We start from the raw sequence: 14,017 nt of genomic DNA, 5'->3' as shown, positions 1-14,017 counted from the left end.
TTGCTTATAATGTACGTACTTATGATCAACCTTGTACATTGTCCTTAAAAGGTGTGGGGGAAGAGGGCGCCTAAAGTTAAAGTGCTATAGAAATAGGGTATCTCATTCGCCTTTAAGCGGTGGAATACCCTATGATCCAGACTTTATACATCGAGGAATATTACATGCTGCTGAAATTCAAACGGTTACCGTCGGGATCATATGCATGAAAGCTGACCATTCCTCTAGTTATAAATCCGCCAATATCCGAGGTTTCGATACCGCTGTCAGATAGGAACGTATGATAATTAAAAAAATCCTCACGGTCAGTAACCCAGCAAATTGGCCGCACAGGTCCATCTACTTTTCCAATATAAGCATCTTCTGTTAACTGCTCTAATACCCATAAGGATTTTTGATCTCGTTGATGATTTAATTGAAGGCTCATGATGACATAACCATCTTTGCTTAAATCGTTCTCCATTTCCATCCCCAAATAGTTACGATACCACTGGATGGATTTTTCCAGGTCGCTAACACCTAATCTAATCCAGGAGGGGACGATTCCTTGTTCTTGTATTTGTTTATCTTCCTGAGCCGTAAATCGAATTCCCTCGTATGTTGCCCAGAAGTCAAAGTAAGTCGTACCGCCTGGCCCTTTATAAATATCGGTCACCCGAACCCCGTTTGATTTATAGTGACTGTGCAGTTGTTTCAGGTTTCGAGTCCTCCAGCACAACCGGATGTTGGACTCCACGGTCCCGCGTTCAGCAAAATGATGGGGCAGTCTTACAGACGATAGACTTGAAATCAGCCAAGTACCCCAATTCATTCGCGTCATTTTGCCCTCCGTACATCTTGGATCAGGCTTCCAGTTCTCCTTTTGGCCTACTTCCCACGACATGAACTTCTCAAACCAATGAATGGCCTCTTCGTGGTTGTCCCAAAGTACGTCGACAGTCGAACCATCAAAATGTAATTTCGGTACTGCAAAGGTTGTCATAAGCAATCTCCCATCTTATTATTTTTGCAAGATTTCCCTGTCCCTTATTTTAAACAAACCCATTATGTACGGTTTGACGAATCTTGCTATTTTAAAAAATTGGCTATTTACCTCTGATTGGCAAGCACCACTGGCTGCGGAAATGCCGCTCAGGATCTGTGCGCGGATTGGAGAAGTGTTTTTCAATAATAGGACGATTATCATCCAGTACATAACCGCTCTGCGGCAACCAGCTTTGGGCAAGAAGTCCGCTGAGCAGCCAAAGGAGATGAATACTGCCCCTAATTTCAATTACGGCATACTTGCCGCCGGGCAAGGTTGAAATCTCCAGATCATCTCTGGATTCTGAATGGGGTGTGACGGTTACGCATGCATCATATCGGCACTTTTCAAGAGGGATCAAGTAGGGATCGTCGTAGGATACGCCGATAATCTCAGGCTCAGAAGAGAGCAACCCATTATGATGAGCCTGACGAAAAGCTTTGTCGAAGGCATGTGATAATTCCGGGGTCAATCCCGTATCTGATAGACCGGAATGACGTATGGAAAGTACTTTGACAGGTGGGAAATGGACAATCTGAGCCGTATGAACGTAATGGTGTGCCCACCTGATCGTTTCATCTATATCGATTGACAGATACCCTGCGGCCTGCATTTTGTGCCTGAAATGCTTCTCCGCAAAAGTTACACTCCGTGACTTAAATATATTAAATTGTAAACGGTAGTTAGTGGGAGACATACCGTAGAATACTTTGAACGAACGGGAGAACCCTGCACTGGACGAAAATCCGCATTCCAATCCAATTTCAGTGAGCGACATGTTTTCATGAAAAACAAGGAGTTTCGAGGCTTTCTCAATGCGGACCCGGTTCACATATTTATTCAGAGTTTCTTTGACGACATGTTTAAACATTCGATGAAAATGATATGGAGAGAATCCAGCAACCTCAGCGAGCTGCTCCAAGGAAAGATCATCGTCCAGATTAGTGTGAATATAATCTAGAACAGCATTCACTCGTCTAGTATAAATGGCCATTTCATGGATGTTCGGGGATTGCAATAGACTATCCTCCTAGCTGTATATCTGTCTGTATTTTCTTATTGAAAAATTCTACGTAATTTTGAAATTCTCAAATTTCTTTCGCCTTTGCCGAATCATTCTCACGGTATTTGTAGGCTTCATCACAAAAGCTCTTGATCTTTGTTTTCTGGACCTTGTTTTATGTTGATTAGCTAGACTCCAAGACCAGTATCGATTAATCTAGATAAATGGAACCTGGAGTTTGCTTGAATTGTGAACTTGAAAATTAGAGTGTAAAGAAAAAAGGAGGCTGGCTATGACTTATTCACAAATGTGGAACAACGCAGGAAATGAAGCTGAAATTCTCTACTTGGAAGAGCAGATTGAGGCAGTCAAAAAAGAAATAAAACAAGCAAAAGCCGCAGAGCTTCAGGAAATATTGGAACAAGCGAATCGCAAATTGGCTGAACTGGAAGATAAGCTGGATGAGCTAGAGGAGTAGGGGCAGTACAGTATGGTTTGATCTAAGGCGAGATATATCCATGCACAAACAGTATAAAAGAAGATGGTTACAGGGAGCAAATATTGACTCTCTGTTGACTTCGATACACATCTGCATAATGCCAAAAAGTACATCGCCAAATGAACGATGTACTTCGAGTCACAACCTGTACATCTATTTGAGCCTACTTTTCTTCCCCCGTCGCAACCGGATTCTCTTCATACGAAATCCAATCACTCCAGCTCCCCGCATACAGCTTCACATTTGTAAAACCCGCTTCATTCAAAGCCAGCACATTTGGCGTTGCAGATACACCTGAACCACAGTAGACGATAATCTCCTTATACTCTTTTAGATCAGCGAAACGTTCAGCTTGTTCTTCCGTACGCTTAAACAGTCCCTGCCCGTTTAGGCTATCCTTCCAGAAATGATTTTTAGCACCTGGAATATGGCCAGCAGCCTTATCTAGGGGCTCAATTTCACCAAGATATCGCGGATTTTCACGAGAGTCGATTATTACAACACTTTCGTTCTGTATCGCATTCTGTACATGATATACCTCAGCCAGTATAGCGTGATCTACAACAGCAAGGAAGGTGCCATCCACAATATTGGTTTGCTCTGCCGTTACCGGATACCCTGCCTCCAGCCACGCAGACCAGCCTCCATCCAAAATCGCAGCTTGCTCATGCCCAAGATAACGAAGCAGCCACCACAATCTTGAGGCCATCATGCCTCCCTGGCTGTCATAAGCAAAGACTTTGCTAGCATTGCTAATACCAACCTGGCTTAGACGATGTGCTAAGGTAGCGGGATCAGGAAGTGGATGTCTGCCACCATGCTCTTCAATTGGACCAGACAAATCCTTCTCTAAATCCAGATATACTGCCCCTGCAATATGGGAAGACTCGTAGGCTTGACGACCTGCCTCAGCATCTCCCATAACAAATCGACAATCTACAATGACAACATTCGGGTCCTGCATATTAGCTTTTAGCCATTCTACTGATACGATTGAGTTCCATTGGCTCATTGTACTTGTCCCTCCACTAGTTTATAACTGCGACAACTTCTCGTACTAAAAATACACACGAGATATCGCAGTTGTCAATAAAGTAATACGAAGGGGCTGTCCCGTATGTAGAAATTAAAGATAGCGGGAGACACCGCAACTTGAGTGGAGGTAACTGATTATACGAAAAAAGGAAAATATATTCATTGACTCGCTCTACTGATTGGGAGTATATTTACCACACACTTATTAAATGCATTTAATAACTATGATTATTTTGAAATAATAAAACCAACTAATCACATTTGTCGACTGATCAATCAGAGACACGGCTATCCATTTAGGATAACTGTGTCTTTTTTAATAGATACCTATCGGAAAAAGGAGGTGAACCATAATGCGTGGTTATATGACCAAAAGATTATTATTTGCTATTCCAACATTGCTTAGCGCTTCGTTAATTATTTTCTTTATTTTTGCTCTAACGCCAGGGGATTTCGTGGATAATGATCCTTCCTTGCCTGCAACTCGGGCAGCTGAGCTGAAAGCTATCTATGGACTCGATAAACCTGTCTTAGAAAGATATTTGCACTGGATCAGTCAAGCTATACATGGCGATCTGGGCTATTCTCTTAAATACCAAATGCCAGTAATTAGTGTTCTAAAGACATATATACTAAATTCTTTTATTCTCTCTAGTGTGTCATTGGCTTTGACTTGGATCATTTCCATCGTATTAGGCATATTATCAGCGGTGAGGCGTTATTCTTGGTACGATAGCCTAGTCACACTCCTTGTTTTTGCTACAATGTCATTTCCTACTTTTTTTCTGGGACTACTACTCATTAAAGTGTTTTCTGTGGATTTGGGTTGGTTCCCTGTCGGTGGAATGCAAACAACGAATACTAACGCTACAGGCCTGGCTTATATATGGGATGTTTCAAAACATGCTTTTCTACCGGTCGCTGTGTTGACGATTGCAAGCATCGGCTCGATCACACGAATTGTCCGTACAGATATGATGAACATCATTAAGCAGGACTTTATTCGCACAGCCCGCGCGAAAGGCCTCAAGGAGAAGACGGTTGTTTACAAGCATGCTTTACGTAACGCTCTTTTACCGGCAATCACATTGCTCGGGCTTGAAATTCCATTTCTGTTTTCAGGGGCGATTATAACGGAGCAGGTATTTAATTGGCCTGGCATTGGTTTCATCAACATGCAGGCAATTTCGTTCCGAGATTACCCTGTGTTAATGGGGTTTACCTTGTTAGTGACGGTGGTTACGATTGTAGGAAACTTGCTTGCAGAATGGTTGTACGCAGTCGCTGATCCACGGATTCGATTGAAGTAACTGATGCTTATAAGCCTAATTAACTTTAGAAAATGTGAAGGAGAATCGTATATGTCTGCAGATTTCATCCCAATGTCTAGCACGACAATTGTGCGGAAGAAAGCTTCCGTATCATCATCGCCTTGGCGGCAGGCATTACAGCGGTTGAGAAGGGACAAGCTCGCTATCCTCGGGCTTAGCATTTTGGTCATTACACTATTGTTATGCTACATTGGACCTTTGTTTACGAGCAGCACAGCCAATCGTGTAACCGCATCGTTGATAAACAAACCGCCGTCATGGTCCCATTGGCTAGGTACGGATGCGGTCGGTCGCGATGTATTTTCCAGGCTTCTCCAGGGTGGACGGATATCGATCATGGTTGGGGTTTTATCCATGTTGTCGACCATTGTGGTGGGTACGATGGTAGGTCTCTTGGCCGGATTTTACGGTCGCTGGGTCGATCACCTGGTGACACGGATTGCCGATGTTTTTCTTGCTCTACCAGGTATACCACTGTTGATCATATTTGGCGCTATATTATCTGATTTGAAGGTTCCAGCCGGCTACCGGATTTATCTGGTCATCCTGCTCATCAGCCTGATTTCGTGGCCAACGCTGGCGTTACTCATCCGAGGGCAGATTTTGTCTTTTAAAGAGCGTGCATTCATGCTGGCTACAGAGACGCTAGGGTTAGGAAATCGTAGAAAGATCTATCATCTTCTGTTAAATGTTACGCCAACTATTATCGTCATAGCTACGCTGACCGTAGGTAAAGCTATCTTAAGCGAGACGGTCCTGAGCTTTCTAGGGCTTGGTGTCATCCCACCTACACCTTCATGGGGCAACATGTTAACATCGGCCAATTCGCTGATTGATTTCCAATTGCGGCCATGGCTTTGGGTTCCTCCGGGTGCGGCAATTTTTATTACGGTCATATCGATTAATTTCTTGGGAGAAGGATTAAGGGATGCACTGGACCCCAAACGAAAAGGAAGGTGAACGTCTTGGCTAGAGTGGTTGCTGAAGTTAAGAATCTGCATACCTATTTTCACACCGAGGAAGGCGTGGTCAAGTCAGTGAACGGCGTCAGCTTCCGTGTTCATGAAGGAGAGACTGTTGCGATTGTCGGCGAATCCGGTTGCGGGAAAAGTGTGACGGCTCTATCAATAATGGGATTAATTGATGAACCAGCAGGTCAGATCGTTAGCGGGGAAATTCAATTCGATAACCTTAATTTGGTCCAAGCAGGAAGAAAAGAGCTGGAGCGCATTCGCGGGAAAGATATCGCTATGATTTTTCAAGAGCCGATGTCCGCCCTCAATCCCGTACTGTCGATTGGGGAGCAGGTTTCGGAGGCATTAATTGAGCATTTGCATTTATCGAAGAAAGCAGCGCTGATCAAGTCGGAGGAATTAATCACGCAAGTAGGTATTCCGAGAGCCAAAGAGATGATGAAGTCGTATCCACATGAGTTAAGTGGAGGCATGCTGCAGCGCATAGTCATTGCAATAGCCGTAAGCTGCAACCCCAAGCTACTGATTGCAGATGAACCGACGACTGCTTTGGATGTGACGACTCAGGCGCAAATTCTGGATTTATTGCTAGAGATGAAGACCAAGCGTGACATGTCTATGTTACTCATCACACATGATTTGGGTGTTGTTGCTGAAATGGCTGATTATGTTGTTGTCATGTATGGAGGAAAAGTGATTGAGCAAGCACCAGTTATTTTTTTATTCCAAAATCCCAAGCATCCATATACGAAAAGTTTGTTAAATGCAAGGCCAGTGCTTGGACAGCGTAAAAAAAGGCTGCACGCCATACCAGGTCAAGTTCCGAATCCTCTTGAATTAGGTGAAGCATGTTATTTCGTAGATCGTTGTGAGCATAGCCTGGATATTTGCAGGCAGGCACAGCCAGCATTGAAGGCTCACAGCAGTGGTCATTACGCGGCATGCTGGCTTTATGAGGAGGTGACGGCGGATGTCCGAAGCACTCATTCAGGTTAAACAGCTAGTGAAATATTTTCCAGTCAATAATGGCTTGTTTGGTAAAGCAAGCGGGCAGGTGCAAGCTGTTGACAGCGTTGATCTCACCATCCGCAAGGGTGAAACTTTCGGTCTTGTTGGTGAGTCGGGAAGTGGTAAAAGCACGATTGGTCGCATGCTTTTGCGTCTTGGGGAGAAGACAGGCGGGGAGGTACGCTATAACGGCATTGACTTGTATGCTTTATCCCGCGAAGAGCTTAGACTGCTGAGACCTGAGATTCAGATGGTGTTTCAGGATCCCTATTCTTCACTTAATCCAAGGATTAGAGTTGGCGAGGCGATCGGGGAAGCACTGGTCGAACATGGCATTTCAAATAAAAAGGAAGTAAGAGAACGCGTATTGGAGGTAATGAACCTATGCGGGCTCGCATCTCATCATATTGATCGATTTCCGCATGAATTCTCGGGCGGACAACGTCAACGAATCGGAATTGCGCGGGCCATCGCGCTCAACCCGTCGTTCATTGTAGCCGATGAGCCAGTTTCGGCCCTGGATGTTTCGATTCAGGCGCAGATCATCAATCTTCTGAATGATTTACAGGAAACAAGGAATCTAACGTATTTATTCATATCACATGACCTGAGTGTCGTAGAGCATTTGTGCTCCACGATTGGGGTTCTGTATCTAGGCTCTCTAGTGGAAGTCTCAGGGAGGGATGACCTATTTTGTAACCCGCTGCACCCGTATACACGCGCTTTGCTGTCGGCTGTTCCCATTGCGGACCCCACAGTTAAACGAGAGAAAATTATTTTAAAAGGAGATATTCCAAGCCCGTTGAACCCGCCAAGCGGCTGCAAATTTCATACCCGGTGTCCCCTAGCTCAAGAAGTTTGTCAAGTGGAAAGACCTGTACTTAGGGACGTTGGTTCTGGTCATCTAGTAGCTTGTCACCTGGTTTGAGCAATTAAATATAAAAGTGGAGGTTTATTCATGTCCAACTATTTATCCAGATTATTATCGATCATCCTGCTTGCAACGGTTGTAACCGCATGCGGCAGCAATGCAGAACCCGTCAGCACAAACGCGTCCAGTAACGATTCTTCTTCAGCAACAAAAATAAGCAGTAGCATCCAAGACGGTATTCTGCCTGCAGCTGACAAATCGAAAAATCCGAAAATAGCTTTAGACCGCAAAGACACTTTTATTGTGGGCTTAAACAATGCTCCGGAAGGTAAATATAATCCATTACTTGGTGCTTACTGGGATTCGAATGTGAATGAGCTAGTATTCTCTTCTTTGGTGACTATTGATAAAAACGGTCTTCCTGTTCCTTCACTGGCAGAGAAATGGGATATTTCAGATGACGGCTTGAAGTACACATTCCACTTGCGTCCAGGTTTGAAATTTAGTGATGGCTCGCCGCTTACGGCCGAAGATGCTGCCTTTTCTCTAACGGTACTGCATGATCCTGTGTATGACGGGCCAACAGATATTTCTCAGGCGTACATCAAGGGGGGGGATGACTACAAGAAAGGTAATGCAACTTCTATAGAAGGGATAAAGGTTATAGACTCGTTAACGTTACAGATTGAGACTACAAAATCCAGTGCGCTAGCGCTTCAACTTATCGGTGGTTATATCATTCCTAAAGCTTATTATGGGCCCAAATATAAGAAGGGTGACCTGCTCGCCCTCAAGGAATTAAATTCAAAACCTTTAGGTGCAGGGCCGTACACATTTGATAAAGAAGTAAAAGGGCAAGAAATTCGCTTGGTTGCCAATCCTCTGTACTATAAAGGCAAGCCGGAAATTAAGAACTGGATTTTTAAAATAGTGAATGAAGCAACAGCTTTGCAAAATTTGTCAGCAGGTGAAACGGATTATCAGGTATTTACTACTGCGAACAAAGACATCGCTGACCAACTGAAGCTGCTTGGTTTTATTGACACAAATACCTATTCAACGAATCAATTCGCATATGTCGAATTTAACACCAGAAGCCCGCTCCTTCAGGACAAAAACGTGCGTATAGCTTTGGAATATGCACTTGACCGTCAGAAGCTGGTTGACATTCTTTATCAAGGTTATGGAGAAGTTGGTGATTACCCAGTCTCGCCTACTTCATGGGCATACCCGAAAGATATCAAGGGTGTAAGCTTTGATCCAGAGAAAGCGAAAGAACTGCTGGATCAAGCTGGATGGAAGGTCGGATCTAGCGGTATTCGCGAAAAAGAGGGTAAAAAGCTCAGCCTTCGTTATTTGAGCCGAGATAGTGCTGTGGATAAAGTGCTTATTCCGATTATGAAAGAAAACTATAACGATATTGGTATTGATGTTCAGTTTGAAACGTTGGACTATAACGCGCTTTTGGCTAAGCGGAATACCGGAGAATATGAACTCGTCTATTTCTACGATAGTATGAACGATCCTTATGATCAATTGAGAGCCTATTACAGTAAAGGCCCGGAAGTTATTGAGGCCAGAAAGTACACTAATGCAAAGGTAGATGAATTGATTGAGCAAAGCACAAGCATTCTTGACCGAAACAAGAGACTCCCGTTATTAAGAGATGTTTATCAAGAATTAATCAATGATCCTCCAGCGTTTATTCTTTCCTATTATAAAGTCGTGTCTGCCACTAATTCCCGAATGAAAGGTGTTGCACCCAACACGTATCAGGGAATTGTTAATCAAATTGATTCTTTGAATATCAAGATTGATAAATAAATGTAATAAGAAACAAAATAAAGGTGGTAAACTGTAATGAGCAAACAGAAACAGATCATTCTTAACTTTTTCTTAAATAGTACGGGTGTTCATGAAATGGGCTGGAAACATCCAGATGCGCAGCCTGAACGAGTATCGGATCTCTCTCATTATATCAAGCTTGTTCAAATTGCCGAAGCTGCAAAGTTTCATGCTGTATTTTTAGCAGATGATTTATCATTGAACCCGCTAGTTTCAACCCATGGCTTGATCTTGGGATTCGAACCCGTATCGTTATTGTCGTCATTGGCTGCAGTGACGAGCCGTATCGGTTTGATTGCTACAGTATCGTCGACGTATACTGAACCTTTTAATACGGCTCGTATATTTGCATCATTGGATCACTTGAGCGGAGGGCGTGCAGGCTGGAATATTGTTACAACAGCGGACAATCGAAACAGTCAATTGAATTTTCAGAATGAAGAAGCCATTTCTCATGAAACCTACTACAGCCGTGCGGAAGAGTTCGTTCAAGTTGCCAAGAAGTTCTGGGATAGCTGGGAAGATGACGCGCTTGTTTTTGATCGTAAGGAAGGCATCTATGCAGACAGCAATAAAATCCATACCTTTGATCATCATGGGGAATTTTATCATGCCAAAGGCCCCCTTAATATCCCGCGATCGCCTCAAGGCTATCCGGTACTTGTGCAAGCAGGAGCTTCTGAGATTGGAAGGAATTTCGCTGCAAGAACCGCAGAAATTGTGTATACGATGCAGTCTTCATGGGAAACAGCGCAAGCCTTTTATGCCGACATGAAGTCTCGTGTTGAGAAATTTGGTCGTGATCGGGATGATTTGAAAATAATTCCTGGGATTTGTCCGATTATTGGGAAAACGGAATCAGAAGCCAAGGAGAAGGCAGCGGAGTTCAATGAATTGCTTGATGTTCGTAGCGGTGTTAAGCGATTATCCTTGGCCTTAGAGCATGACTTATCAGGATATCCACTTGATGAGCCTTTGCCGGACGTATCCACAATATCTAATCAAAGCACCCACTCCCAGCTCATCCTGGCTATTGCCAGAAACGAACAATTAACACTAAGGGAACTGGTACATCGTGTATCGAGCGGAAACGGTCATCTTACCTTTGTCGGAACGCCGGTTCAAGTCGCGGATCAACTGGAGGCATGGTTTCTGAAAGCTGCTGATGGATTTGCCATAAGACCACAGCTTTCTCCGAGTGGACTAGAGGATTTTGCAAAATGGGTTGTTCCTGAGTTACAACGTAGAGGCTTATTTCATAAGGAGTACAGCGGGAAAACACTGCGTGAAAATTTGGGCCTTAAAAGGCCAGCCAATTCCTTAAGCAAGCAGTTCAGCTAACGTTTTTCGACCGAAGAATGTAGCGGAAAACGTCTATGCTGTGCAGCATTTTCTATCTAATCTAAAAAAAGAGGCTGAGACAAAACCGACCTCGAAATAAAAAATCCCGAAATTTTATGAATCGTAAAATTTCGGGATTTCGTTTTTGAATCGCTCACAGCTAGACTGAAATGGAATGCCCTGCTGGGCAGATTCATAGATAAACTGGAGGCGATAACTGCTGTCCGCAGATTGAATCCAGCTGTCTGCAGGAACAGCAGAAATTTTGGTGATGTTGCAAGAAGAGCAGGGAAGCGCAAGCAGGCTATAGCTTAGTTTTCGCTATTAGGTTGCACCGTCGCTCCTTTGCTGTTCAGGATTTTTTTATACACCTCAATCGCCAGCGCCCGTGACTGCTTAAGATCAACGATAGCATGTGGTCTAGGCAGGTGGATATCTTTATCGGACAAATCTGCCAGCTCCGGCAACCAGGTACGTATATAATCTCCGCTGGGGTCATGAGTCTGGGACTGGGTTACCGGATTCATGATCCTGAAGTAAGGGGAGGCATCGAATCCAAGCGAGGAGCTCCACAACCAGCCACCGCGGTTCAGCACATTATCATAATCGCTCAGTTTCAGCCGGTAGTAACGCTCCCCGTAAATAAATGGACAGCCCAGATTTTTGGTAAGAAACATTGCGGTAATCATTCGCAGTCGGTTCGGCATCCAGCCGGTTGTGTTCAGTTGGGTCATGGCGGCATCGATTACCGGAATACCAGTTCTTCCTGAAGACCAGGCCTCAAAGTATTTCGTACCCAGAACGCTCAAATCATACACCTTCTCATAGCTGAAGAAATCAGAATCGAGCCGGGCCTGATACAGATAGAAGTCCCGCCAGGCCAGCTGTCGCAGCCATTCTTCCCCACCTGTGTCTTCATCCGCCAGCCGAGTATACACAGTACGTGCAGAAATGGTACCCGTATTGAGATGTCGGCTGATCCGGCTGGTACCCTCCTGTGCATATCTGTCACGGCTCACATGATAATCCCGTAAATGCAAGTCTATAAATTGCTCAAGCGTATCGTGTACATCGATCTGCTTTCCGGAAGGCGCTAGCTCTTCAAGCTGTAGTGTGATCTCTTCAGGAATCTTGAAATCTTCAGCAATTCTCTCGTCCAGCGTGGATGTTGACAGATCAGCTAAGGTCGAAGAATAGGGCGGACGAAACCGCTCTGCCAAGTAGCTGCGCCAGCGGCGGTAGAACGGTGTGAATACCTTGAAAGGCTCTCGCCGCCCGCACCAATCCATGAAGTCTTCCAGATCGCAGAGCATGCTGTCGTGATAAATTTTAAAACGGATGCCGAGTGCAGGCGATGTATCGCGCAGGTTCATGTCTCTTTGTAATGCATAAGGGGTGTAATCGGCATGGAGCAACAATTCCTGAATGGGGTAGGTTTCGCTAAGCCTTTTGACAATAATATCAGGCTCGCCGTATAGAATATGTAGCTGCTTGCCCTCAGCGCGGTACTCCTGTTGAAGTCTTGAAACCTGCGTCAGGAAGTTAACCCCGCTATGCTCAAGATAACGTTGTTTGCGCAGTAGAAAAGGCTCCAGAATCAACACATGAAGGCTGCGGGCTCCAGAAGAACGTATGGCTTCAAAGGCTGGAAGATCGCTAGTCCGCAGATCCTTGCGGTGAATGAAGAGAATCATTAGAAGTATTTCCTTTCTGTTATCTGAGGGAATAAAACTCCTGTCCATAATACGATAGATTTGAAGTTTTGGCGATGAGCTGTTCCTGCTGCAAGCGGGAAACTCGGCGGAAACGGACCTTTCCTAAAGAACTACTACTAATTTCCATGATATAATCATTAAAAACTATATTCACATGGAAAGAAGAAATTTCAGTCGGGAGCGTGATGAAATGCTGAGAGGAAACAAGAGTACAGAAAATATATCGGTTTTCAGGGTAATAGCCAATGCGATACGATCTTAAGCGCGCAAGAGAGCTGGCTATTCGTGTGTGTGTTGCTTCTGGTGCAAGCAAAGCAGTAGCAATCTCTCTTGCAGAAGCAACTATCGCTGCAGAATGTTCCGGTCGTAGTTCGGTTGGATTTGCTCATCTTCCTGATTATCTGGAAGGCTTCTTGGATGGTCGCATTACTAGCACAGAAGAGCCTGCGCTCTTTTTTCCAGCTCCAACTCTCATTCAGGTCGATGCCAAGGGTGGTATTGCCCAACTTGGTTTTGATCGTGCATTCGAGGAATTGCAAACACGGGCAAACACTTATGGTGTAGCCGTATTAGCGTTAAAGAACAGCTATACGGCTGGAGAGTTGGGCTACTACGTAAGGCGTCTCGCCCGCAAAGGAATGGTAGCATTGGCTGCGACCAATGGATCTGCCTTAATGGCTGCCGGACAAAGTAAGGAGTCTGTTTATGGTACCAATCCTCTCTCATTCGCTGCGCCTGTCGACAACAGAGCTCCCTTGGTTATCGATCAGGCGTCCAGTGCCACGGCCTTTGTTAACATACGGCAAGCGGCAGAACGCGGTGAGATGATCCCTTAAGGCTGGGCCATCGATGAGAAGGGGCAAAGCACTATGGATTCGCGTGAAGCGATCAAGGGGGCTTTGCTTACATTCGGCGGTGCGCGTGGTGCCAATATCGCACTTATGGTTGAAATACTCGCCGCAGGTACGACAGGCGCGAACTGGTCACTTGATGCTCCGTCCTTTGAGGAAGGGAGCCACTCGCCTGGTGTAGGCCTGTTCATTGTTGCCCTAAACCCCGAACTACTCGCCCCAGGTTTTTCAGCTCGTATGGCGGATCAAATCGAACGTTTGTCCTCCAAAGGCATTCACATTCCCGGGGGCAGCTTTGTTAAGGAAGAAATAGATCTCCCGTCTTCACTTGTTACAACCCTTGAGAAGTATTGTCAGGACTAGCGATTATTTAAGCTATTATGACATGAAACGGAAACCACCTAAGATAGCCAAGACAAAGGTTTGGACAGATAAGTAACGCGTTACCTTTTATAGGAGAAGAAGCGTACATCGGATACATCGGGTAGTTTTGGCATGACAACCCAGCAGCAGGACTTCG

At 44.8% G+C, this 14,017-nt stretch carries 11 protein-coding genes and 1 pseudogene; 8 read left to right on the top strand and 4 right to left on the bottom strand.

From position 1 onward, the window contains the following. Window positions 1–160 precede the first annotated feature (160 nt). On the bottom strand, window positions 161–982 hold the full coding sequence (locus ACFVU8_RS07115; RefSeq protein WP_387426518.1) for a VOC family protein: 822 nt from the start codon (window positions 980–982) through the stop codon (window positions 161–163). 103 nt (window positions 983–1,085) lie between these two features. Next, window positions 1,086–2,042 (bottom strand): AraC family transcriptional regulator, encoded by a 957-nt coding sequence (locus ACFVU8_RS07110; protein WP_387426516.1) that lies wholly within the window; start codon window positions 2,040–2,042, stop codon window positions 1,086–1,088. Window positions 2,043–2,319: 277 nt separating this feature from the next. Between ACFVU8_RS07110 and ACFVU8_RS07105 the strand changes: the two genes are divergently transcribed. After that, on the top strand, window positions 2,320–2,505 hold the full coding sequence (locus ACFVU8_RS07105; RefSeq protein WP_387426515.1) for a hypothetical protein: 186 nt from the start codon (window positions 2,320–2,322) through the stop codon (window positions 2,503–2,505). A gap of 184 nt (window positions 2,506–2,689) precedes the next feature. On the opposite strand, the gene ACFVU8_RS07100 is transcribed toward ACFVU8_RS07105, so the two are convergent. Continuing rightward, a complete protein-coding gene (locus tag ACFVU8_RS07100; protein WP_387426513.1) occupies window positions 2,690–3,538 on the bottom strand; it encodes a sulfurtransferase in 849 nt (282 codons plus the stop codon). 376 nt (window positions 3,539–3,914) lie between these two features. Between ACFVU8_RS07100 and ACFVU8_RS07095 the strand changes: the two genes are divergently transcribed. From ACFVU8_RS07095 to ACFVU8_RS07070, 6 genes are read left to right on the top strand one after another with little or no spacing between them, the layout of a single operon-like run. Next, complete coding sequence (locus ACFVU8_RS07095) at window positions 3,915–4,871, top strand: ABC transporter permease (protein WP_387426511.1); 957 nt, start codon at window positions 3,915–3,917, stop codon at window positions 4,869–4,871. A 51-nt stretch (window positions 4,872–4,922) separates the two neighbouring features. Beyond that, window positions 4,923–5,852, top strand: coding sequence for an ABC transporter permease (locus ACFVU8_RS07090; RefSeq protein WP_387426509.1), 930 nt, complete (start codon window positions 4,923–4,925; stop codon window positions 5,850–5,852). 5 nt (window positions 5,853–5,857) lie between these two features. After that, window positions 5,858–6,862, top strand: coding sequence for an ABC transporter ATP-binding protein (locus ACFVU8_RS07085; protein ID WP_387426507.1), 1,005 nt, complete (start codon window positions 5,858–5,860; stop codon window positions 6,860–6,862). Continuing rightward, a complete protein-coding gene (locus ACFVU8_RS07080) occupies window positions 6,837–7,802 on the top strand; it encodes an ABC transporter ATP-binding protein (protein ID WP_387426505.1) in 966 nt (321 codons plus the stop codon). The genes ACFVU8_RS07085 and ACFVU8_RS07080 overlap by 26 nt, the downstream gene beginning before the upstream one ends. Window positions 7,803–7,832: 30 nt before the next feature. Beyond that, on the top strand, window positions 7,833–9,569 hold the full coding sequence (locus ACFVU8_RS07075; RefSeq protein ID WP_387426504.1) for an ABC transporter substrate-binding protein: 1,737 nt from the start codon (window positions 7,833–7,835) through the stop codon (window positions 9,567–9,569). Window positions 9,570–9,605: 36 nt separating this feature from the next. Further along, on the top strand, window positions 9,606–10,931 hold the full coding sequence (locus ACFVU8_RS07070) for an LLM class flavin-dependent oxidoreductase (protein WP_387426503.1): 1,326 nt from the start codon (window positions 9,606–9,608) through the stop codon (window positions 10,929–10,931). 311 nt (window positions 10,932–11,242) lie between these two features. Here ACFVU8_RS07070 and ACFVU8_RS07065 read toward each other — a convergent pair whose 3' ends face one another. After that, window positions 11,243–12,625 carry a cryptochrome/photolyase family protein gene (locus ACFVU8_RS07065; protein WP_387426501.1) on the bottom strand — a complete coding sequence of 461 codons (1,383 nt, stop codon included), beginning with the start codon at window positions 12,623–12,625 and terminating at the stop codon, window positions 11,243–11,245. A 266-nt stretch (window positions 12,626–12,891) separates the two neighbouring features. Here ACFVU8_RS07065 and ACFVU8_RS07060 point away from each other — a divergent pair. Then, window positions 12,892–13,860, top strand: a pseudogene (locus ACFVU8_RS07060) (Ldh family oxidoreductase). Window positions 13,861–14,017 lie beyond the last annotated feature (157 nt).

This window comes from Paenibacillus sp. NPDC058177, from assembly GCF_042883835.1.
In the GTDB taxonomy this organism is placed as follows: Bacteria; Bacillota; Bacilli; order Paenibacillales; family Paenibacillaceae; genus Paenibacillus_AQ; species Paenibacillus_AQ agri.
The sequence above is the reverse complement of the archived record's forward strand: the minus strand, read 5'-3'. Positions and strand labels throughout refer to the sequence as shown.